Here is a 22,257-nt window from a genome sequence, read left to right on the forward strand (position 1 = left end):
CGAAACATGATGTTCAGCCTGCAGATCTAGGTCGACACGTCCTCGATAAGCCCTCTGAGATAGCTGCCGTAGGACGTCTTGCCTAATCGGGCCGCCGCGTTTTCGATGTCTTCAGCCGTGATCCAACCTTGGGAAAAGGCGATTTCCTCAAGGCAGCCCGCCTGTAGCCCTTGCCGGTTTTGCAAGGTCCGCACGAAATTTCCGGCCTCGAGCAGCGAGTCGTATGTCCCGGTGTCCAGCCAGGCATACCCCCGGCCGATGCGCTCTACCGTCAATTGCCGGTCTGCGAGATACAGTTCGAGCAGAGACGTGATTTCCAATTCGCCCCTGGCCGATGGTGTGATGTCGCGCGTCCGGTCGCACGCCGTGCCATCCAGGAAATAGAGGCCGGTCACAGCATAATCCGATGGTGGCTTCTCCGGCTTTTCAACAATCTCGTTCACGGTTCCGTCGGGGGCAAAGCCGACGACTCCGTATCGTCCGGGGTCGGCAACATGATACCCGAAGACCGTAGCGCCCGAGGGTTGCTGATCGGCCGAGGCCAGAAGTTTTGGTAAGCCATGCCCGAAGAAAATATTGTCCCCCAGCACCATCGCCGAGGGCGCACCCGCCAGAAACTCCTCGGCCAGCAGATAGGCCTGTGCCAACCCGTCCGGTGATGGTTGCACCAGATAACTCAGTGATACGCCCCATTGCGACCCATCGCCAAGCGCCCGCTGAAACTGGCCCTGATCCTGGGGTGTTGTGATAATCGCTATATCCCGGATACCGGCCAGCATCAGGACCGACAGCGGATAATACACCATCGGCTTGTCATAGATTGGCATCAGCTGTTTGGATACGCCGAGTGTGATCGGGTGCAGACGCGTACCTGACCCGCCCGCCAAAACGATGCCTTTGCGCGACAGTGCATTCATCTCTGTACCTCCTTTGCGGGGATTATTTCGTCCAGAATTTTGCACCAGTTGGGGCGATCCAATCCGAAAGCGGCAGTGGTGCTGTCACAGGACAGTCGGCTGTTGAGCGGACGTTTGGCCGGGGTTGGATATTGCGTGGTCGTGATGCCCTGGATGCGGGTCTGGCGTTTCGCACGCGAAACAATCGCGCGTGCATACTCGGCCCAGGAAACATCCGGAGCGCCAGAGTAGTGATAAATTCCGGCTTTTTCCGGAGCGGTTCTGAGGGTCTCGGCGATCGTCAGGCATGCGGTTGCCAAAGCCGATGCGGGGGTTGGGCCGCCGATTTGATCCGCAACAATTGAAAGCAGATCACGCTCGGCCGAAAGGCGCAGTATTGTCTGGACGAAGTTCATTCCATCGGCGGAAAACACCCAGGATGTCCTGAGGATCACAGGGCACCCACCAGCCTCTAATACAGCGATCTCGCCTGCCCGCTTGGTCCGGCCATAGGCCCCCAGCGGATCGGGCTGATCTTCGGGCGTCCAGGGGGATTGGCCTGATCCGTTAAAAACATAATCGGTTGAGACATGCACAAAGGGGATACCAAGATCTGCCGCAGCACGGGCCATCACACCGGGCGCTGTGGCATTGATCAGATGGGCCGTTGTCTCATCTTCCTCGGCCTGGTCAACGGCTGTGTAAGCCGCCGCGTTGATGATTGCCGTCGGGCGATGAACAAGGATTGCGTTGGCACAGTCTTCCGGTTTTGTCAGGTCTGCATCCGCGCGGCTGAGCGGCTGCGCCTGCGGTGACTGACGAACCAGCGCTTGGCCGAGTTGACCCGTCGCGCCAAAGATCAGAACGCCAGTCACGCAGACCCCAATCTTTTCCCAACGCCGTCTCGGGACAAAAGGGCGCGCCACCAGTCTTCATTGTCGAGAAACCAGTTCACTGTACGGCTCAGACCTTGTTCAAGCGTGACAGAGGGGCGCCAGCCCAGCTCTTGCCGGATACGAGAAGGATCAATTGCATACCGCGCATCATGACCGGGCCGGTCCCGGACAAACGTAATGAGGTCGGCATATGGCCGCGGTCCGGGCCTCGTCTGATCCAGAAGCGCGCAGATTTGCTGGGCAAGTTTGAGGTTCGTCGCTTCGTTGTTGCCCCCGACGGCATAGCTGCGCCCGACTCTTCCTTTTGTGGCGACGGTCAGAAGGGCTTCGGCGTGATCTTCGACATACAGCCAGTCGCGTATGTTCGACCCGTCGCCATAGATCGGGATCGGTTCCTGGGCCAGCGCGCGCAGGATGATGACGGGGATGAGTTTTTCCGGGAAATGATAGGGGCCGTAATTGTTGGAGCAATTCGTCAGAAGGACAGGCAGGCCATAGGTTTCATGCCAGGCCCGCACAAGATGATCGCTACCAGCCTTTGAGGCACTATAGGGCGAACGGGGATCATAAGCTGTGTCTTCGGTGAAATGTCCTGTGGGGCCAAGCGTTCCAAAGACTTCGTCTGTGGAAACGTGGTGGAAACGGAAGGTTTCAGGGCGGCCCTGACTGACCCACCATTTTCGGGCGGCTTCCAGAAGTGTGTAGGTGCCAACAAGATTGGTTTGAATGAACTGATCGGGGGCATCAATGGAACGATCGACATGGCTTTCGGCCGCCAGATTCAGGATCACATCCGGGGCGTGCCGGGCAATGGCATCGGCCATTGCGGACGGGTCACAAATATCAGCCTGGACAAAGCGATAGCCAGGCAGATGCGCAACCGGCGCAACGCTGTCCAGACAGGCGGCATAGGTCAGTTTATCGACGTTCAGGACAGTGTGCCCCTCCTGAACCGCCTTTCGCACAACGGCTGACCCGATAAAGCCCGCTCCGCCGGTGACAAGCAGCCGCATCAGAACAGTCCCGGTTCAAAAGGTGAGATGAAATCGGAAAACCCCGCTGCGGAGTTGTCTTTGTCGGACACGATGGGCGCACCCTCAAGCGGCCACTCGATCCCGCAGCTGTTCCATGCAATGACCCCGTCTGCCGTCGGCACGTAAGGGTGAGTGCATTTGTAGAGAACTTCCGTTTCGTCTTCGAGTGTCAGAAATCCGTGTAAAAACCCGGCCGGTATCCAGATTTGTTTCCCGTTTTCAAACGACAGTTCGGTAGCCGTCCATGCGCCATAGGTTTCGCTGCTCTTACGAATATCGACGGCCACATCCCAGATCCGTCCATGCCCGCACCGAACCAGTTTACCCTGGGCATGGGGCGGCGCCTGATAATGCAGACCTCGCAGCGTGTTTCGGTGGCCCGAGAACGAATGATTATCCTGGGCAAATTCCCGTGGCAGACCAGCTTGGGCAAAGCGTTCCTGGTTCCAAGTTTCACTGAAATAACCGCGATCATCGCCGAACCTGGGTGGTGTGATGCAGATGACCCCGTCTAATTCGGTCTTTTCGATCAACAGATCCATATACTCAACAATACCTTACCTGCAAAAACACCCGCACCCATTGTCAGCCTTGCCTGAAACGTTTCTCATTTCAAGCGTCGAAATCTGCCCGGCGTGGCGGCAAAGCGTGACCATTCGGGCCGCCAATCCGACCCGGATTTCTATTGCCGGGTCGTGTTGCCCAGCATACCTGACAGCGCTGCTGCCTGTTTTCGTCTGACCTGCCGCATGGAGCTGAGGCTTGCAGCAGAAGCTTTAATTGTCATCTGCGAACAGACGTCTATTACGGTCTTTGGAGAAAGCTTTAGGGCCCGCTCCAGACTCGTCGAAACTCAGATATGCAACCCGGTGCGCTTCAATGAACGATTTCTCCTCGCAAACAGCCTGTCTGGACTCACTGTGCTCTAAGCTCAGGGATAAATCCGCTGTGATTGGCATAGTTGGGTTGGGATACGTTGGGCAGCCTCTGATGCTGCGCTATTCCGAGATTGGGTATCGTGTTTTGGGGTTCGACCTGAATCAGCAGCGGGTTGATCAGTTGAACGGCGGCTACAGCTCGATTGAGCATATCGAAAACAGCCGCATTGAGGCCGCCGGGCAGAACGGGTTCGAAGCTACGACAGATTTTTCGCGCATTGCCGAAGCGGACGGGATCATGCTGTGTGTCCCAACGCCTTTGAACAAGTATCGCGAACCGGATCTGAGTTTCGTCACCAGCACGTGTGACCAGATCGCCCCCTATCTGCGCGAAGGGCAGGTGATTGCCCTGGAAAGCACCACGTACCCGGGGACGACCAAAGAAGAAATTCTGCCCCGGCTGGAAATGGGCGGTCTCAAGGTCGGCGAAAACGTGTTCGCGGTCTATTCGCCCGAGCGTGAAGACCCCGCCAACCCTGAGTTCACGACCAATACCATTCCCAAGATTGTCGGCGGCCATACCCAGGCGTGCCTGAAGGCCGGTCTGGCGCTTTATGATCAGGCCATTGATACGCTGGTGCCCGTCAGTTCCACCGAAACAGCAGAGATGACCAAACTGCTGGAAAACATTCATCGGGCGGTCAATATCGGTCTTGTGAATGAGATGAAGATTGTTGCCGACCGGATGGGGATCGACATTTTCGAAGTGATCGAAGCGGCCGCAACTAAACCCTTTGGCTTTACGCCCTACTATCCGGGCCCCGGCCTTGGGGGGCATTGCATTCCGATCGACCCCTTTTATCTGACATGGAAAGCCCGGGAGTACAGCATCAACACCCGCTTCATCGAATTGGCGGGCGAGGTCAACGCGGCTATGCCAAGCTATGTATTCGGTAAGCTTGTTGGAGCTTTGAACGAGCGTTGCAAACCGGTGCGTGGCAGCAAAATCATGGTGTTGGGTATCGCTTACAAAAAGAACATTGATGACATGCGCGAAAGCCCGTCGATTGTTCTTATGGAAATGGTGCGGGATAGCGGCGGTGTGCTGAGCTACTCGGATCCGCATGTTCCGGAATTCCCAAGAATGCGCAATCACACGTTTGAATTGTCTTCAGAAGAATTGACCGCAGAGATTTTGGCTGAACAGGACGCCGTTATTTTGGCAACCAATCACGATGCGTTTGACTACGATATGATAGCTCGTCATGCGAAACTCATTATTGATACGCGTGGTGTTTACCGGGCCTTAAACAATCATATCGTACGCGCTTAGCCTTGTTCTTTTGTTATTAGAGAGGGGCAGTCGTGGTCGTGTTGGCCAATATCAATTTCGCTGTGTTCTCCCCATTACTTCATCCAAAAGAAAACAAAATCATGAGATGCGTAACCAGATTGCTGAGGGGTAGGTAGCAAGAATATCAATCTGGTAACCAAAATAGGCACCCACGTTTGCCCGAATGGCAGGGTTGCAAAATGCAGCTTCACCCCAGCAAATCCGCTGCCGGGTTTTCTGCGATATCGACGTCGTCATAGTATTTTTGCGCCTGTGCGAGGGAGCGGTGCAGGGACAGGCGCATGGCGGCCTGAATGGGGGCGCCGTCCAGCGCGGCCTGGGTCAGGAAGCCGGAGCGCAACCCGTGTGGCGAGGCAAAATCTTCGGGTAACCCAGCCAGTTTCAGCCGGTGCTTGACGATCTGTGCGATCGCATCCGGGGTCAGGCCGCGTTTCAGCACCCGGTCGGCTTTGGAGACGGGGCGGAAGAGGGGGCCATTACTGATCTCTCCAACCTCGATCCAATGCACCAGCGCCTGTGCAGCGCGGCCCTTCAGTACCAGTCGCGGGGTTTCGTCCTTGGCTGTGGTCTTGGTCTCCAGCAGCGTCAGCCAGACCACACCTCTCTTGTCGAACTCCTTCAGCGAGACATCCTCGCGCATCAGCCCGGTGATTTCGGACCGGCGCCGACCACCAGAAGCCCAGCCCAGCATCAGGATCGCCCGGTCGCGGCAATCCCGACGGGAACCGCGGCATGTGGTCAGCAAGGTCTCGAGCACATCGCGGGTGATCGGGTGCGCGGATTTAGGGGCAGGGGGCCGGGCGGCGGCACGGCGGGCCTTGGCCCGGGCCTGTTTCACCTGTGGCGCGTCAAAGGGCGAGGCGAGGTTCTTCATCCGGTGGAAGGCCAACCAGGAGGCGATGCGCCGGTCCAAAGTGGACGGGGCCGGGCAGGCCAACGACTTGCGCAGCTCTTTCTCGACGAGTGTCTCTGCCGTTTGACGCGCGATGTCTGTGTTCGGGGCATCTCCGAGATCGCGGGCATGATCGAGGATGAAGGCCAGCGCCGTCCCCTCGCTTTCGGGCCAGTCCAGCGCCCGGTCAAAGCGGGCCTGCGCCCAGGCGGTGATGTAGAGCAGATCGCGCTCATAGGCGCGCAATGTGTTGGGTGGCGTGCCGCGGATGTAAAGATCGGTCAGCGCGTCCTGATCCGCTTGGGAGAGGGCAGGGGAGGCGGCGGGGAGATATGCGGCTGGCGGCTTCATGCGGCCCATTCTGCGCCCATTTCTCGGCAAAATCAATTGTACCTGATAAGCGGTACTTATCATGAGTAATAAATAAGATATAAAGTTGTGAGCGTAGAGAGCAAAACATGTAAATAAAGACCACTATGGAGTGTTGCAGGTTGTTATGAAAGCTTTTCGAGGTTGTGCCCCCGGTTATAGGATCGGGTGGCGAAACAACCCCAAGATCTAAACAAAGCTAAACTTTGCAAAACGGGCGCAAAGGGGGGCAGGTCAGCCCAAAAAGCAAACAAACTTAGAATTTTCTGGCAATAAGCGCGAGCAGGGTATTAACTTAAACGATGTTGGGAGGCTGCCTCGGTTGTTATAGGGTTGCTCAACCGAACGGCTTGATGGTGTTAAACAGTTGGCGAGTATTGCATCAGGTGTCTGAAGATTTTGTCCGAGTGCGATGTGAGGCGTTGAGTAGTTGCGCTTATTTTATTCCCACGTCGGAACTCGAGAAATGCCGACTGCCCCCTTTAGCACCAAGACACGCGACCGGCTGAACAACATAAAGGGTCGGGCCCTTGATGCGCCGATCGCGCCAGTTTGTCTTGAAGAGGATGTGTCCAAGCATTTCGAATGGTGCGGATCGTCGCCTTATATGCTCCATTTCGCCAAAGTGACAAACCCGAACCTCAAGGCTGTGACCCACTTGGATGGATCCGCGCGCCTACAAACAGTCCGGCAAGATCAGAACGCAATGCTATATAATTTGCTTAGGGAATTTAGGGAGATGTCTGGAGTTGGAGTTTTATGCAATACGTCGTTGAATTTTCAAGATGCCGGATTCATCAATAACACCACCGATCTTTACCAATATGCCCAGTCCGCCGGTCTTGACGGTGTTGTGGCCGGCCTGTCTGTATACCAATTCCGCAAATAGAAGCCATGAGATAGACTTTGCACGGGAATCTAGGTTGTGCGGTAAACTTTCGGAAAGGTATGGATTTCAATTTGTTTCTGGGTTTGTACCTGAAAGCCAAGTTGCGCAGCAAATAATTAGTATTCAACCTATTGGGAAAACTCCTAAACGTCCTATTCCGGCCTCAGCCTGCATCGCCCCCACACGGTTCGGCAAGTGGCAAACGCCAGCGGGGATCACGTCGGAATCCAGCGACGGCGTCCCGTCAGACGTGACTCGCGAACAGCCCCGATGTATTTGAAACCCAGTCGGCTCATATTTCGGGCCGGGGTTGTATTATATTCATGGCAACTGCCAAAAAACGCCTTGATACCATTGGACATACGCGCCCGCATCAAATCGGAGAGCAGCGAATAATAGAGGCGACGACCGCGAAATTCTGGAAAAATCACCGTCTGAAAAAGGATTTCGGCGTCCTCAGGTACATCATAGAAGAAATGTTCGGATTCTGTGTGATCCAGCCACCACATCAGACATGCGGGCTGTCCGTCGAGTTCGCCAAGCCAGCATCTGCGGTTTTGCCCGAACCAGGATTTTTGCCCCCATTCCAGCCCTTCAGCCGGATCTTCGAGACGGGCGCGTAAATGGTTCGGCATGTCCTCCCATTGGGTGATCTCACGACAATTGAGGACGGGCAGGCCGCTGGTGTCAAACTTCGTCACATCGCGCGCATCGATACGGAAAATGAGGAATTTCCGGCGCAGAAGAACATCGGCAATTGTCATCCAGAGCTGGGAAAAGAAGGTTCCGAGACCTCGCCGATAGGCACTGCGCAACAGGATGACTTTTTTCATCTGCATCATTTTGCGCATTGCTCAAATTCTCCCGACCAAATGTGTGATCAAGTCGCAGACCCTGTAGGGCAGGGCGTTCAATCGTTAAAAGCTATCATACAGCACCAGAATGTGCTCGCTGATCTGAAAACGGGCCTGACCCCCGGTTGGACTTACATTCGTAAATTTGGAGTTTCGGGCCAGTCTTGTCAAATGTTTCCATGTACTTGGAGTATGTTGCAGCAGATGGCTCATCTGAGTTTCACACACGTGCGTGGCTATGGCGTTGGTTGGGGCTCACGGCGATGAATGATCAGGCTCTGGAAACAATTGAGGCCGTATTGGAAAACCATTCAGGGGATGTACGGGTCTATCTTCGTGGCTATTGGGCTTATGATCCGGCTGCCCTGTCCAATCTCTGTCTGGGTCATGGGTGTTGCGGTCAACCGATTGATGGTTTTCCGGGCAAACTCGATATGCTGTTTAAGCTGAGACCGCGGGGCGCTGTCCAGCCGGTTTCGTGAAAATATGTTTGTTTTCAAGATAATAGATTAAGAGGATCGACGATCCTGCCCGTCGGGGTTTCTGTCTTGCAAAAATCAGGGAACTCTGTGGGTTCCAATCGCACCAACCGATCACGGCTGAGGCTATAGTTTTGCGCGGGTCGCAGTTTGATGTCTGGCTGCGGCTTGAAAGAAACCTGTGCGGGGCTGGGCAATCGCGCTCTTGACGGTAACAGGACAGGGGCCGTTAACTGAGCGAATATAGATTTGTACAAATTCGATATGGTTGAGCGAGTGTTTTGGGTGAAGATGTTTTTCATGCACAACAGGACCAGCGGGTCATGAAGACCGATATCCGGCAGGGCGGTGGTCTGTTATTGGCGACTTTTGTCTATCTGGGTTTGCCGAATGTGCTGTTTGCTTTCGGTTGGCTCAAACCGTTTTATGCGGTTGGTTACACAATCGCCTGTCTCACCGGGCTGGTGTTTCTGGTCTCCGATATCCGCAGGAATTTTACGCCAGATTTAGAAGTTGGCAGGACCCTGAGGTATATCGTTCCCCTCTGCGGTGCGCTTGTGATCTGGGTCGGCTTTTCGGGAATTGGCGGCGTTGGTTTCCAGAACACGGACTGGAACGCTCATAATAGCCTTTTCAAACATCTGATCGAAGAAGACTGGCCGCTTGTGCTGGGGGCTGACGACCCAAACCACGAAGCTTTCTTCTATGTGTACTACGTGGCTTTTTACCTGCCAGCGGCTCTGGTGGGGAAACTGTTTGGTTGGGGGATGGCAAACCTTCTCCTTTTCCTGTGGAGCGTGACCGGGATCGTGGTTGCAATATCCTGGTTCTTAAAGGTTCTCGATCTTCCCTTGACCCCTTTCAGGTCGTTGCTGGCTGTCCTTGTTTTTACCGTGTTTGGTGGGCTGGATATTATTGGCTGGTATCTGAGACACGAAAATCTGCCCAGCATGGGGGAACACCTCGAGTGGTGGGCCAAACATTTCCAGTACTCTGCCAATACCACGCTACTTGTCTGGGTGCCGCAGCACACCATTGCCGCTTGGATTCTCACCGGCGTGACAATGTTCTATTCGATTTTCAGAGTTCCGCCGCGCAGTTTCGGGCTGTTTGTAGCCTTTAGTCTGCTCTGGACCCCGTTCGCAATTATCGGAGTCCTTCCATTTGTGGTGCTGGCCATCGTTTTGTGGGTCCGGGAAAATGGGGTCCAGGATATTTTCTCGGTTTCAAATCTTGTTCTGGCTCCGGTCGTCGGACTGACAAGCGCTCTGTTTCTTGCGTCAAACACATTCAGCTTTCCGGTCTCTTTGGGGTGGACGGGCAGGCCGGATTTCTGGCTCTTTTATCTGGTGTTCGTGGGGCTTGAGGTGGCGGTGTTCTTTGTACCGCTCTATTGGCTGACGAAAGACCGAGGGGCTGCTCACGCCTATACCCCCTGGCTGTGGACGTCGTTGGCCGTGCTGATCGTGCTGCCGTTCTTTCGGATGGGGTTTGCCAATGACTTTGTGATGCGAGGGTCGATCCCCGCACTCTTCGTCCTGATTGTCTTTATCGCTTACGGGCTGTTTGGGACATCCTTCAAGGCCCATCCGATCATGAAGCCGGTATTGCTGGCCGTGGTTTGCGTGGGGGCGCTGACCGGTGGTTCGGAATTGGCGCGTTCGGTCCAAAACTATACGTTTCCACCCCCGGACAGCCAATCGGTGCAGAGCTTTCTTGAATTGCCTGTCAACCACGTTGCGCAGCGCAAAGGGGATCCAGACTCTTTCTTCTTTCGGCAGATTACACGCAACTGACTACGCAGCATCTGTGTGTGCCATTTCCAACTGGCTTCGGATTTTCTCAGCCGCACGCCTGCCTTCCCGGATGGCATAGTTGGTGCCGCGGTCCTCGGGATATACTTGGGCCATGGACGCAAGATATGTATGGGGCATTGGCGTCTCAAAAGCCGGGATCAGCGACGAATAATGCCGGACCACAATCGGTTGCGCGTATTCTGCCGTCCATACATGCCGCTGCGTTACCCAGTTTTCATCAAAGTCGGGAAACATGCGCTGCAGATGCGGGAGTGCGAATTCGAAAGCTTCATCCGCGTTCATGGCGTACAAAGGATCGTCCACCGGCAGGTATTTCGACAGGTAAACGATATGTCGGCCGCCATAGGACTCTGTCGGTTCAAAATTTGTATGTTCGATAATTCCGACGAACGGAAAGGACGGATCATTGACGTTCGTCCAGTACAGGCCTGACAGGCTGCGGGTCATTTCGAGGATCAGGCAGACATTCCCCAGATATTTTATTTTGTTGAGCTTTTCCTGGTAAGAGGGCGGTGTGTCATGTTCCAGCAACCGCCCGGCGATCGGTAGAGGCACTGTCAGCAATGCGGTTCTTGCCGAAACCGGCCCATCTGCTGTTTCCACAACCACACCCTGTTCGTCGGGCGTGATGCGGGTGACTTCGACGCCTGTCGCGATTGTTCCACCATGCCCTTGCACATAAGCCGCGACCTCGCGGGCAAGCTTCGCGAACCCGCCGCGAAAATAGGCCAGTTGTTCGGAACCGCCAGCACCACGGCTGCTTCCGCGCAGAGCCAGTTTGTTCCAGAACCAGACGGCCGAGATTTCATCGGCATATTTTCCGAATTTTCCGATCAGAAGGGGTTCCCAGATGACTGCATAGACCTTTTTCCCGAACAGGCGCGTCAGCCACTCTTTGGCGGTCAGGTTTTCGAGGGCGCGCCAGTTTTTGATCCGTCTTACAAAAAGCGTGGCAAAGCCGGTGCGGATTCTGTCGTGAACCTGTATCGCACCAAACCGCAGCAAGTCCCCCGGCGTCGACAGCCGGAAGCGCTGACCAGAATAATACATGCCGGTGTTCGACTCTCGGAGAATGATCTGATCTTCAACGCCGACCTGTTTTGCCAGCGCGTTGACGTGCGTATCGCTGGTGAACCAGTGGTGGTAGAACCGCTCAAGCTCGTAGCCGCCGACATCAAAGCCCGCAGCCAGCCCGCCCAGCTCGGTCTCTTTTTCAAGAATAATGACGGAATGTCCCGTCCGGGTCAGTTCCGCCGCCGCTGCCAGCCCTGTGAAGCCACCCCCGATAATAGCGCAATCAAACGTCTTTGATTTTGTCATGAGGCTTCCTTTGCGAACCCGTTGGCTGGAACGTAATGCGAGAATTCAGCGTGTATTGCACAGCGACCACAATCACGACCGAGGCGGCCTTGGCCATAACCGGGTCCACGCTCAGAGTATCCACTAGAACAATCAGGACCGTCATGGAACACAGATAGCCGATACCGGCAAACACCACAAACGTGGCCAGTCGGCGTATCGGGGCGTCAAGCACGCGGAACGTGATGACACGGTTCAGAACGAAGCTCAGCAACGTGCCGGATGCATATCCGGCGACATTTGCGGCATGGTGCCAGACGCCGGCAGTCACGAGCAACGCGTACAGGACGAAATCCAAGGCTGCACCGCCACCGCCGCACAGGACGTAGAGGACAAATTGTCGGAGCTTCGGTGGCAACATTTCCCAGCTTTTCAAAGCGAAACCTCTTTTGGGATGGTGCTTTGCTGTCGGTCACGGAACTGCTGAGGCCCCAGAACCTCCAGGACCAGAAAGAGCGGGCGTTGCTTCGCCTCCCCGTAGATGCGGCCTATGTACTCGCCCATGATCCCAAGGAAAATGAACTGCAGGCCCCCAATCATAAGGGACGAAATGAACAGAAGGGTCCAGCCTGGAACCCAGCTGTCAGTCATAAGCCGCGCCGTAACCGCGTAGATGATACCGACGAGGGCCAGCAGCGACAGCATCAACCCGACAAAAGAGATCAGCCGGAGCGGGATGACTGAAAACGAAACGATCCCGTCCAGGGCAAGCGCGATCATTTTGCGCAGCGGATATTTGGACGTGCCTGCAAACCGCTTTGAGCGTTCATAGGGGAGGGCGGTTTGGTGATAGCCGACCCATGTTGTCATGGCGCGAAGCAATCGGTGCCGTTCGCGCATTTGCCTGAGCGCATCAACCGCGCGACGGTCGATCAATCTGAAGTCTCCGGCGTCAAGAGGGAGAGGGACTTCGGACAACGCGTTGATGAGGCGATAGAAGGCGCTGGCGGTCCAGAGCTTGAAGGAGGATTCCCCTTCTCTGGAGGTGCGGACGCCGTAGACGACATCATACCCGTCTTCCCATTTCTCGACCATCTTGGGGATCATTTCCGGGGGGTCCTGCAGGTCAGCATCGATCAGGACGACGGCATCCCCACCCGCATAATCGAGACCTGCGGTCGCGGCGACCTGGTGGCCGAAATTCCGGGACAACCGAATGATGCCTACATTTTTTGATTGCGCCTGAATGTCGCGCAGGCACAGCGCGGTCTGATCCGAGCTTCCGTCGTCTACATAGATGATTTCGAAGTCAAGGTCGGCATCTCCGAGAACGTCTACAAGGCGTTTGTGCGTGTGAAGAATGACTTCTTCTTCGTTAAAGCATGGAACGACAACCGAAATGACCGGAGATTTCGGACGGCTAGGGCTCAGTGTGCCCCGGCGATCATTCAGGCCCGAAATGGCCGTATCCATCATCCTGTAATCCTTATGAGCAAAATAACTGGATAAAAGCTTAGGCGCTTAGCTTTGACATTTCCATGTTGTTTGCCACACAGCAGGGTGCATGGGAGGGGAATGGCGTGTTCAATCCCGATATATTTAGCTCAGTGTTTCCAATTTTATGCAATCTGGTGTGGGTTGTGGCAGGCTCTGCTTTGGGAACGTTGTTCTTTCCGGTACATTTTTCGGAGTGATCATTTGAAAGCAGCAGGGTGGTTTAAGAGCTTTTTGTACGCCTGAGATCAGCGTCTGCACGCGCGCAGCGCTGTAATTTATGTCACTGACGCGTGGCGTGGGGTTTGCAGAAATTCTGTTGATTGTGACCTAGGCTGTTTGGGTTTTTAGGAGCCGTTATGAACAAATTTCCACAGACGGCGTTTGTGTTTTTAGGGTGGTTGTCGGGCTACATAATTCTGGTTCACTTCGTCCCGCGCGTCATACCAACCGAGAGTGACGCCACTATTGTTAGTGCAGCAGCCGCGCAGGGATATAACGCGCCAGTGGCATATTGGGTCGCGTTGATCTGGTCGGTGGTTATTATCGCGGGATCTGCAATGTGGGCCCGCAATGCGCAGGCAGCAGCGCCTGATCCCTTCACGCCCCCTACCCGAGGGCGGCTGCTTCCACTCGAATTGCTCATCGTTTTTGGCATCTTTGTACTTGCCTATTTTCCGGCTTTTCTGGCGCGCTATGGGCCTTTCAACGAGGACGAAGGCTTTATACTGGTGTTGTTTCGGATGGCCTGTGGTCAGGTGCCGTTCCAGGATTTCGAATTCCTGTATGGGCCGCTCATGCTGTACCCGATGTGGGGCTGGACGAAGATATTCGGCGTCTCCATGGAATCCTATTTTGGTTTCATGGCCCTTCAGGAGGGGCTTCAGTTTGCTTTGCTGATGGCGGTGTTGCAACTGACGGTAAAGGACAGATGGTGGCGATATTGCATTTTCCTGCTGCTCCTGCCGTTTCTCGTTAATACTCTGCTTGGCCCGAACTGGAGCGCCTTGCGGCGCCTGGTACCCGTATTTGCGCTTTTGCTGGTGGCGTACCGCCCATTTGACATACGTACAAATCTGGCCGTTGCGGTCATAACCGGTTTGCACCTGGCGTATTCGCATGAATATGCGGCGGCCACTTTGCTGGGCATCGGCACCATCTATGGGATGCTTTTGTTCGGACCGAAACAGCGCAATGCCTTGCAGTCCGGGCTTATCATCGCGGTCGGGGCTGTTCTGATTTGGGCTGTATCGATCAGCTTCATGCTCGGCGAAAACTGGCGGTTCTATATTGATACCGCGAGGCAAGTCACGGGTGTCATGTCGCAGGGCCATGCCGCCTTTGAATTCTACTGGACGGTCAACTCAGTCGTACAGATCGCCCTTCTGACCATGGTTTGCATGCTTGTAGGGGTGACCATCGTGCGGGCTCGGGGTGAGCTGCGGGCTGGCGATCTGTATCTGGTCGGTGGGCTTGTCTATGCGCTGGTTATTCTGAAAAGCGGTTTGGCGCGGGCCGACCACTGGCATTTTTCAGCACCCTTTCTGGTCCTGTATTTCGCGTTCCTGCTGAACCTTCCAACGCTTGCGACCCGTCTGAGCGCCGCCGCGCGGCGTGGCGCTGTTGTACTGATCGGGATTGCCTCTTTTACGTATCTCATTGGCATCTACCCAACGGCGGATCACTATATGAAAGTATATCTCCGCGGAGCCCAGGACGTTTTGTCTGCAGTGCCCACCACCGATGTTGATCAGAGCAATTTCCGGGCCCAGAGCGTTCAGTTCGAACGCACGACGGCCGATCCCGATATCGTTGCACTCGGAGGTTTCCTGGCAGCTCCCGCGCAGGCGCCCAAGCCTGTCCTGTTTCATGGTAAAACCTGGTTCCTGTCGACCCATGCCGGCATTTGTCGGCAGGACTACAAACATGACGACATTATGTATTCCGAGATTGAGCGACCGGAACGTGATTATCTCAAGCAAAATCCGGATGCGCTCGTGGTGATGTTCAAAAGCGACTATGAACGCATCTATGGCTTTACCGACCCTGACAGTTCCATCACGGACTGGCCCTGGCGGCGGGTGGAAAAGCTGGCGCGCTGGACAACGACAGTTCACCGTCAGCAGCGTGTCATCGAAGGCAGGCTTCTAAATCAGGCCAGAGACAGCGTGACCGGCAGCTATATTCGCGACCACTATCAGTTTCTGACTGAGTTCGGTGTATATGTGGTGCTTGCTCCTGTTGTGTCTGGGAATTCGGCCGCGCACGAGAGTTGAGGCTTCGGCGGTAGAAGGCGCCCGTATCTATGGCCAGTTGTCGGGTAAATCATCCGGCATTGCGCAAAGCGCCAGCACGCTGCCGGGTGCGCTCTGTGTTTGGCAGACCCGTCCGTCGGCCTCGGCAATTCTCATGAACCGACCAAGCCCGTCAGGGACACGTGTTTCGGACAGGTAATGGGCGAACAGCAGCCAGACCGGGTCCTGCCCCGCAAGGGTACTGGCCGTTTGCTTGAAATATTCCTCGCTTGTCAGGCGGTTTTGACTCTCGCGGGCGGCCAGCATCCATGATGATGTCGTGCTGTCATGAGGAAGAAGCCCAAGCACCTTTGCATTCGGATCCAGAATAAGAGCCGGGCGCAGAGTGCGTACACTTGGCTGCGCGCCGTAGTAGATCCAAAGCGGTGCGGGAAATTCGCCGATGCGGGCAAGATGTTCGGAGACCTCGGTGTTTTTGAGGTCGCCGGATCGCAAGACCGCCGCGCCGCATATCGCAAGCATGATCACACTCAGCACAACCGGAACAAAGGCTTGCGCCTTTAGCCGGGTCAGGACGAATTCAATGACCCTGACCAACCCAAGGGCAAAACACGGAACGACAAATGGGGTCAGAAACAGGAAATGCCGGACCGATGCGATCGGTAAGACATGGGCGATATTGGCGATCAGGATCGCCAGGATACCTGTGCTTAACCCACCGGCCAGAAATTTGGATCGCCGCCAGAGGGTCAGAAACCCAATCAGGCTGATGAGCAGGCAAATCAGATGAATAACGGTCACATACTGAAGGAGGCCAAGCCAAAAAATCAGTTCGTTAAAATAGGCGGGGGCAATCATCAGATAGAAGACCCCGAGGATGTTTTTCCCCGCATACAGGTTGTGGTCGGAAAACGGGGACGCGATGGTCAGAAAGACCGCGTCATACCTGCTTGCATAGGCTGTCTGATCAAGGATCGTGACGGGTTTCGTGAAATACAGAAAAAACAGCAGACAGCATATTACAGCTGCCAACCCCAAGACCGTCAGCCGCAGAAGGTCCCGCCGTGCTGGTGGACTGGTCCATTCCTTTCTCGGGTAGCGCGAGAGGGTCGCAACCAGCATGCCGCCGCCGGTGGCCGCCACGATAAAAGGGGCGGTAAAGGCAAAGATGCAGGTGAGCAGCGTAACGCCCAGAAAGGCCGCAGCTCGACGTTCATCCGGGTTTTTCAGGTAGGCCTGCCCGACCCACATGAGCAGACACGAGGTCAGGAAAGCATTGACATAGTTTTTGGGGTTGGTCGTGAACAGCAGAACCTCGTTTGGAGCGGCTATAAGGGCCAGTGCAAGGGTCGCCTCCCATATCGAAAATGACTGGCGGAGCATATGGTATAAAATGAAGTATCCCAGACATGCAGCAAGCGCGGCCCAGATGCGGATGGCGTGAATCCGGGCAAGACCTTCAGTCCCGAAAACGTTTGAGGCCAGATCAAGCAATACCACTGACCCCAGGGCTGTTGCTTGTTCAAACAGGGGCAGTGGCTGGAAATAGTTGTGTAGGGAACCCAATGGAAAATTGGCCATCAGCATCGCCTGATCGAACCCAGGGTCCCGACCGTCAACGATGGCGATGATCCGGCTGATAACAATCAGTGCAAAGACGATAACCGGGAGACATCGCTCATAACGGGATATATGCACAGAAGACATGGTAAGGGTTTATATCAGATTGCGGTAAGATGCCGCCCAAACGCACAGACCAGTTTCGGGTAGTGGGTGCGGGCTGGTCAAAGATACGCGTTCAGCGCGTTTGTTAGATATTTGTGGGCAGCGTCATGATTACTGCCGCACCAGTTTGGCCAATAAGTATGCGTCTGGAGTGGACCCGAGGACGGCAAGAGCTCGGCTGTTTCCAACGCTCTGCCTGAGAGTTTTTCGAAAATATCAAATACATTTTACGCTCCCACATTCGGAATACTGGCAACACTCTCATTATCGGCGCGTCACGATAATGGCGTAGGACGAATAAAAAGACCAACTTCTGCGGGCGCAAAGACGCGAGAGCCAGTTGTCGAGCTGCCGTAAGCCAAAAAGTTTATCGTAATAGTGATGGCCATAGTATTCATAGACTTCGACATCGGAAAATCCGATGTCGGCCAGGGCGTTGCGCATGTAACGCGTTGAGCCACGGCACAAGGAATAATAGGCGGGAAATTTTCCGGTGTTCTGCTTGTCGAACCGCTGTGGTTGCAGCAGTTGAACCGCCTTGCGTGTCAGCCCTTCGGGCAGCAGCCAATTGATCAGAAACGGAGAGGCAAAAAGCGTCGGGACCAAGTGAATGGCGATACCTCCGTCATTCAGAAGCTGGTGCATGTTTTTGTGGAACTGTTTTCCATCCGGCATGTGTTCGCCGCAGAATTTCGACATGATCAGGTCGAACGTCTGAGTCACATGAGCGATATCCCCACAGGCGTCGATCTGCAGAGTATCGAACTCATCAGACACATGTTCCAGTTCTTCGGCACTTATATCACTGATGGTGAAAGACGTGATGTGATCCGGCAAGGCCCGGTCGCTGGTCGAGCGGCTGGTCGTACCCCCGATCTCCATGATGCGATGGGTCTTTACATCCTGAATGGCTGCCCAGACCGTATCCAGATAATCCTGCCTGCAATCCAGGTGCCAGCGCATTTCAGATTGTACCACGCGTACCTCCGCAATCCGGCTTTCCGTTTGGTTCATCGGTCATGGGGGGCCACATCGCGATCAGGAAATTACCGACGGATTGGAAAGAGACATTGTGAAAAATGTGGCTGAGTCAGAAGAGTACAAACCGCCCAAACTATTTGATTGGCCTTTCAGATATTAAAACAACACGTAACGAAGTTATCCTCCGAGTTTGGCGTGTTTGGCAATGTGTTTGTCCAGAAAAGCTATGGGCGGAATACGAAAGCCGCATACCGCCCACAAGTTCATGATCAATTCTTGATTTATTCAGCGACTTTTTCCGTCAGCCAAACAAATCCTCATGGTAATACGTCTGGAGACCGAGGTCTTCTGCATCGTTGTCGTTTGCATGCCGGGTATTCTCTTCATCCCGGGCAGATCTCCAGTTGTTGTCGAGCGACCAGTACTTTTTGCGATTGCTGTTGAAGCCGAAATCGAATTCGGTATCGCTCGACGCAGAATAGTCATCGGTATCACTTGCAGCGAAATCGAACTGCTCAGTGTCTTGAGACTTGTCCTTGCGATTGGATCTTTCCGAAAACCAGTCTCTAAACGACCATGAGTGTGGGGTTGCAGAGCCAAAACAGGCGGCCAGATTTCCGTCATCCGCGTCGGTATAGGTCGGAGGATTCTTACCGGTATAGGTCGGAACATCCGTGTCGGTATCGGTCGGAGTATCCGTGTCGGTATCGGTCGGAACATCCGTGTCGGTATCGGTCGGAGTATCCGTGTCGGTATCGGTCGGAGTATCCGCGTCGGTATAGGTCGGAGGATTCTTACCGGTATAGGTCGGAACATCCGTGTCGGTATCGGTCGGAGTATCCGTGTCGGTATCGGTCGGAACATCCGTGTCGGTATCGGTCGGAACATCCGTGTCGGTATCGGTCGGAGTATCCGTGTCGGTGTCGGTCGGAGTATCCGTGTCGGTGTCGGTCGGAGTATCCGTGTCGGTGTCGGTCGGAACATCCGTGTCGGTATCGGTCGGAGTATCCGTGTCGGTGTCGGTCGGAGTATCCGTGTCGGTGTCGGTCGGAGTATCCGTGTCGGTGTCGGTTGGAGTATCCGTGCCGGTGTCGACCGGAGGAGTCGTGCCGGTGTCGACCGGAGGAGTCGTGCCGGTGTCGACCGGAGGAGTCGTGCCGGTGTCGACCGGAGGAGTCGTGCCGGTATCGACCGGAGGAGTCGTGCCGGTATCGGTCGGAGGGTTGGTCCCGCCGCTGGAGGGCGTTGCTGTGCCAACCCAGGAATTGTAAGAGAACGGGAATTGGTCGGCGAGATCTGAGCCGGCATTCAGTGTATCTGCCAGGCTACCGGCCTTGACGCCGTATTGGTTGTACCCATCAGATTGTGCCGTCGCAAAATAGTCGAATGCCTGATCGTATTCGCCTGGCTGGAGCAGGACATTGTCGTTTATGGTCCAGCCGCTTTGTCCGTTATAGCCGATGATTTGCGATGTGATGTTTTGTTCGATCGTGACGTTCTTCCCGGACAAAACATTGATCGCCGGAATCTCGACGCCGCCGGTCAGAGTCTTTTCATCCACATGCAGGATCGTGTTCTTGGATATGACCAAGCCGTCTACGGCATGAATGGCGATACCGTTGACGTGACCATTGTAGATCATGTTGCCTTCGATCACGACGTTGTGGTGAATGACATTCGGGTCGCTGAAGCTTTTTCCGTCACCGCCCATCCAGATGGTCTGCGCATAATCACCATTACCCATGTCGAACACGTTGTTACGGATGGTGATGTTGTCACTGCCGCTGCCATAGGCGCGTTGGATCTGGATCATGTCGCGGTGATCCCCGGATCCGGCTGCGCCGCCGAAATCATGGATATAGTTGTTTTCGACCAAGATGTTATCGACACCGTCGAACACCAAGCCATCGGATCGAATTGTATGGATGTCGCTTCCGGTAACGCTGACATCATTCGATTTCGCGGCGATGAGGCCTTTCCACCATTCCTTAAATTCGGTCCCGACGACGTCGATATTTGTGGAGTTCAGAATGTTCAAGCCGGTGCCGTAGCCGGTTCCGTCAATCGAAGTGCCGGTCCCCTGCGCAACGTCGCCGTCAAAGATCGAGTCCTTGAAGGTGACGTTAGAACTGCCACTCACCCCGAACGGGCTTTGGAAGTTATAGTCGCCGGGTTTGTAGGTATAGTCGAACATGATCGTATCGAAGGTTACGTTCGACGAGTTGATGAGAGACATTTGGCTAAAGCTAGCCATGTCGTTGGGATCGGCAGATTTTATTGTTACATTCGATCCGTATTTTGCGTCTCTGAGATCCAACCTGCCATAGTCGCCGGCCGCAAGAAGAATGGTTTCTCCTCCTGTGGCGCTTGCGAGGGCCTGTTTCAGCTCGGCTGAGTTGGTTACCGTGGTCGTTTGCGCTGTCATCGCACACCCTATTTTCCGGCACGCCATCGGCGCGCGTATGGTCCACCCCTCAGGCCACAGGAAACAATCGCCGAGCGGCGATTCAGTGGCCAGAATGAGGCTATGATTGGAAATTTGTGCCTGTTTCGAGACAATCTGCCCCGATTGCGTGTCATTTCCGAGAAAACTCGTAACAATACTGCTGGGAATTGTTTCCTTCCCATTACTGATGATTCGACAATTTCACGTTCGTTGGGCTGGGCGCAACAATGTGGCACTGAGCGCGTGTTTTGCAGGCATAGCCTTGCGCATATTGAAATCACGTCGGCAAAGAGTTGCCCGCTGCCCCGACGTCAACTGACGCTTTCCATGCCCACAGGATCGCCGAGGCTGTCATGGACAACACCAGATACGGGTCATAAACTTCCTTTATTTTTGGGAGAGGGGAATTCCATGCGCGTATTTAAGGCAGCCGTGGTTTTGGGGGGCGTTGTGCTGGCCCTGTTTTCACCTGCGGTGTCTGCCGCCCCGGCATGCTCGGGCGCCGAGCTTCCGGTGAGGGCGGCCCCGGCAGGGGAAAGTCAGGTCATTCGCAATGCGTCAGACCTGTCGAACGCTCTTCAGTCGGCGCGCGGAGGAGAGGTGTTCGCCCTTGAACCGGGAAATTACGGTATGCTGCGCGTGAATAAAACGTATCAGTCCAACGTGACAATCCGGTCTGCCAATCCGGCGTCCCCTGCCTGCTTCACCGGGTTTTTTCTGGGGGGCGCGGCCAACCTGGTGCTGGACAGCCTCTATTTCGACTATGTCTTCAAAAAGGACGATCCACATTTCTCCTTTCCGTTCAGCATTGGCGAAAGCAGGCAGATCCAGATTTCCAATTCCGTCTTTGACGGGGATTTTGCGCGTGGCACAAACTCTGAGGCGGACGGGTATGGCTTCGGGGTAGGCCTGCGTATCTGGCGCAGTAGCGACATCCGCGTATCTGGCAGTGTATTTCGGAAATGGTGGTCAGGGACGCTTGCAGGTCAATCGGCCCGGATCGCGTATATCGGGAATACAATTCACACCATCCGATCTGACGGGATCAATCTGGACGCGATAACGGGGCTAACGATTGAAAAGAACCACCTCTATGATTTTGGGGGAGCCGCCGGGTCAATGGACCACCGTGACATGATTCAGATCATGCGGGTGACCCCGAGTGGCAGTACCGACATCGTCATTCGCGATAACCTGTTTGACATGGGGCGGGGTGATTTCACTCAAACCATCTGGGCGGGCGGTGATGGAAAGGACCTTGGCAACCGCAATATGCGCCACCGAAATGTGCTGATCGAGAATAATATGATCTACAATGCCCACGTTCACGGCATTTCTATCCACGGATCTGATAATATCTCTGTCAGAAAAAATTCTGTGATCCGGGTGCCCGGAGGGCATTCTACCCCGGCCATCAACATCTCGGCGGATTCAACCTCAGTTGTCATTGAACAAAACGCTGTGGCCACCATCATCGGACATAAGAACCAACGCGACTGGGTGGTGCTGAACAACGCTATTATTCAAAACGAAAACTCTTCAAAGAGCGGCTTTTATGATCGTGAATTCGTGTATCACGCGCGTGGAGAGAAAAATGGATATAATGAATATGGCGTACGTGCAGGCAGCACTGTTGATCAGCTGAATGCAGGCTCTTCTTTAGCGGATCATTATCCGACCCGGTAGGGCAAGAGAAAAG

The 22,257-nt window shown here is 54.8% G+C and carries 18 protein-coding genes; 6 read left to right on the top strand and 12 right to left on the bottom strand.

The window, feature by feature from the left end; all coding sequences use genetic code 11:
• Positions 1 to 26 precede the first annotated feature (26 nt).
• Genes rfbA through rfbC form a run of 4 tightly spaced genes read right to left on the bottom strand, consistent with a single transcriptional unit; the run spans position 27 to position 3,362 of the window.
• Entirely contained in the window at positions 27 to 917 is an 891-nt protein-coding gene (gene rfbA / locus ACR3EP_RS21455; protein ID WP_480639379.1) for a glucose-1-phosphate thymidylyltransferase RfbA, read from the bottom strand.
• Positions 914 to 1,771: a dTDP-4-dehydrorhamnose reductase gene (gene rfbD, locus ACR3EP_RS21460; RefSeq protein ID WP_480639380.1), complete on the bottom strand. Its 858-nt coding sequence runs from the start codon at positions 1,769 to 1,771 to the stop codon at positions 914 to 916. The genes rfbA and rfbD overlap by 4 nt, the downstream gene beginning before the upstream one ends.
• The gene (gene rfbB, locus ACR3EP_RS21465) at positions 1,768 to 2,805 is read right to left on the bottom strand and encodes a dTDP-glucose 4,6-dehydratase (protein ID WP_480639381.1); all 1,038 of its coding nucleotides are present in this window, start codon (positions 2,803 to 2,805) and stop codon (positions 1,768 to 1,770) included. The genes rfbD and rfbB overlap by 4 nt, the downstream gene beginning before the upstream one ends.
• Positions 2,805 to 3,362: a dTDP-4-dehydrorhamnose 3,5-epimerase gene (gene rfbC, locus ACR3EP_RS21470; protein ID WP_480639439.1), complete on the bottom strand. Its 558-nt coding sequence runs from the start codon at positions 3,360 to 3,362 to the stop codon at positions 2,805 to 2,807. The genes rfbB and rfbC overlap by 1 nt, the downstream gene beginning before the upstream one ends.
• Before the next feature lie 343 nt (positions 3,363 to 3,705).
• On the opposite strand from rfbC, the gene ACR3EP_RS21475 reads away from it, so the two are divergent.
• Positions 3,706 to 5,037 (top strand): nucleotide sugar dehydrogenase, encoded by a 1,332-nt coding sequence (locus tag ACR3EP_RS21475; protein ID WP_480639382.1) that lies wholly within the window; start codon positions 3,706 to 3,708, stop codon positions 5,035 to 5,037.
• Between the two features lie 208 nt (positions 5,038 to 5,245).
• Here the strand turns inward: ACR3EP_RS21475 and ACR3EP_RS21480 are convergent, their stop codons facing one another.
• Complete coding sequence (locus ACR3EP_RS21480; protein WP_480639383.1) at positions 5,246 to 6,301, bottom strand: tyrosine-type recombinase/integrase; 1,056 nt, start codon at positions 6,299 to 6,301, stop codon at positions 5,246 to 5,248.
• Positions 6,302 to 6,785: 484 nt separating this feature from the next.
• Here ACR3EP_RS21480 and ACR3EP_RS21485 point away from each other — a divergent pair, with 484 nt between their 5' ends.
• Positions 6,786 to 7,208, top strand: a complete 423-nt coding sequence (locus ACR3EP_RS21485) for a carbamoyltransferase C-terminal domain-containing protein (protein ID WP_480639384.1) — start codon at positions 6,786 to 6,788, stop codon at positions 7,206 to 7,208.
• Positions 7,209 to 7,423: 215 nt separating this feature from the next.
• Here the strand turns inward: ACR3EP_RS21485 and ACR3EP_RS21490 are convergent, their stop codons facing one another.
• The gene (locus tag ACR3EP_RS21490; protein ID WP_480639385.1) at positions 7,424 to 8,059 is read right to left on the bottom strand and encodes a hypothetical protein; all 636 of its coding nucleotides are present in this window, start codon (positions 8,057 to 8,059) and stop codon (positions 7,424 to 7,426) included.
• A 182-nt stretch (positions 8,060 to 8,241) separates the two neighbouring features.
• On the opposite strand from ACR3EP_RS21490, the gene ACR3EP_RS21495 reads away from it, so the two are divergent.
• A complete protein-coding gene (locus ACR3EP_RS21495) occupies positions 8,242 to 8,544 on the top strand; it encodes a hypothetical protein (protein WP_480639386.1) in 303 nt (100 codons plus the stop codon).
• Between the two features lie 320 nt (positions 8,545 to 8,864).
• Positions 8,865 to 10,337: a hypothetical protein gene (locus ACR3EP_RS21500; RefSeq protein WP_480639387.1), complete on the top strand. Its 1,473-nt coding sequence runs from the start codon at positions 8,865 to 8,867 to the stop codon at positions 10,335 to 10,337.
• On the opposite strand, the gene ACR3EP_RS21505 is transcribed toward ACR3EP_RS21500, so the two are convergent.
• From ACR3EP_RS21505 to ACR3EP_RS21515, 3 genes are read right to left on the bottom strand one after another with little or no spacing between them, the layout of a single operon-like run.
• Positions 10,338 to 11,678 (bottom strand): NAD(P)/FAD-dependent oxidoreductase, encoded by a 1,341-nt coding sequence (locus ACR3EP_RS21505; RefSeq protein ID WP_480639388.1) that lies wholly within the window; start codon positions 11,676 to 11,678, stop codon positions 10,338 to 10,340.
• Positions 11,656 to 12,093: a GtrA family protein gene (locus ACR3EP_RS21510; RefSeq protein WP_480639389.1), complete on the bottom strand. Its 438-nt coding sequence runs from the start codon at positions 12,091 to 12,093 to the stop codon at positions 11,656 to 11,658. Before ACR3EP_RS21510 ends, ACR3EP_RS21505 begins: the two co-directional genes overlap by 23 nt.
• Entirely contained in the window at positions 12,090 to 13,133 is a 1,044-nt protein-coding gene (locus tag ACR3EP_RS21515) for a glycosyltransferase family 2 protein (protein WP_480639390.1), read from the bottom strand. The genes ACR3EP_RS21510 and ACR3EP_RS21515 overlap by 4 nt, the downstream gene beginning before the upstream one ends.
• Positions 13,134 to 13,510: 377 nt before the next feature.
• Here ACR3EP_RS21515 and ACR3EP_RS21520 point away from each other — a divergent pair, with 377 nt between their 5' ends.
• Positions 13,511 to 15,427: a hypothetical protein gene (locus ACR3EP_RS21520; RefSeq protein WP_480639391.1), complete on the top strand. Its 1,917-nt coding sequence runs from the start codon at positions 13,511 to 13,513 to the stop codon at positions 15,425 to 15,427.
• Between the two features lie 27 nt (positions 15,428 to 15,454).
• Here the strand turns inward: ACR3EP_RS21520 and ACR3EP_RS21525 are convergent, their stop codons facing one another.
• The 3 genes from ACR3EP_RS21525 to ACR3EP_RS21535 all read right to left on the bottom strand — a co-directional run bounded on the left by ACR3EP_RS21525 (position 15,455) and on the right by ACR3EP_RS21535 (position 20,537).
• On the bottom strand, positions 15,455 to 17,104 hold the full coding sequence (locus ACR3EP_RS21525) for a hypothetical protein (protein WP_480639392.1): 1,650 nt from the start codon (positions 17,102 to 17,104) through the stop codon (positions 15,455 to 15,457).
• Positions 17,105 to 17,395: 291 nt separating this feature from the next.
• Positions 17,396 to 18,109 carry a class I SAM-dependent methyltransferase gene (locus tag ACR3EP_RS21530; RefSeq protein ID WP_480639393.1) on the bottom strand — a complete coding sequence of 238 codons (714 nt, stop codon included), beginning with the start codon at positions 18,107 to 18,109 and terminating at the stop codon, positions 17,396 to 17,398.
• Between the two features lie 304 nt (positions 18,110 to 18,413).
• The gene (locus tag ACR3EP_RS21535; RefSeq protein ID WP_480639394.1) at positions 18,414 to 20,537 is read right to left on the bottom strand and encodes a right-handed parallel beta-helix repeat-containing protein; all 2,124 of its coding nucleotides are present in this window, start codon (positions 20,535 to 20,537) and stop codon (positions 18,414 to 18,416) included.
• Positions 20,538 to 20,639: 102 nt separating this feature from the next.
• Between ACR3EP_RS21535 and ACR3EP_RS21540 the strand changes: the two genes are divergently transcribed.
• Complete coding sequence (locus ACR3EP_RS21540) at positions 20,640 to 22,244, top strand: right-handed parallel beta-helix repeat-containing protein (RefSeq protein WP_480639395.1); 1,605 nt, start codon at positions 20,640 to 20,642, stop codon at positions 22,242 to 22,244.
• Positions 22,245 to 22,257 lie beyond the last annotated feature (13 nt).

This window comes from Ruegeria sp. BB10 (assembly GCF_056535725.1).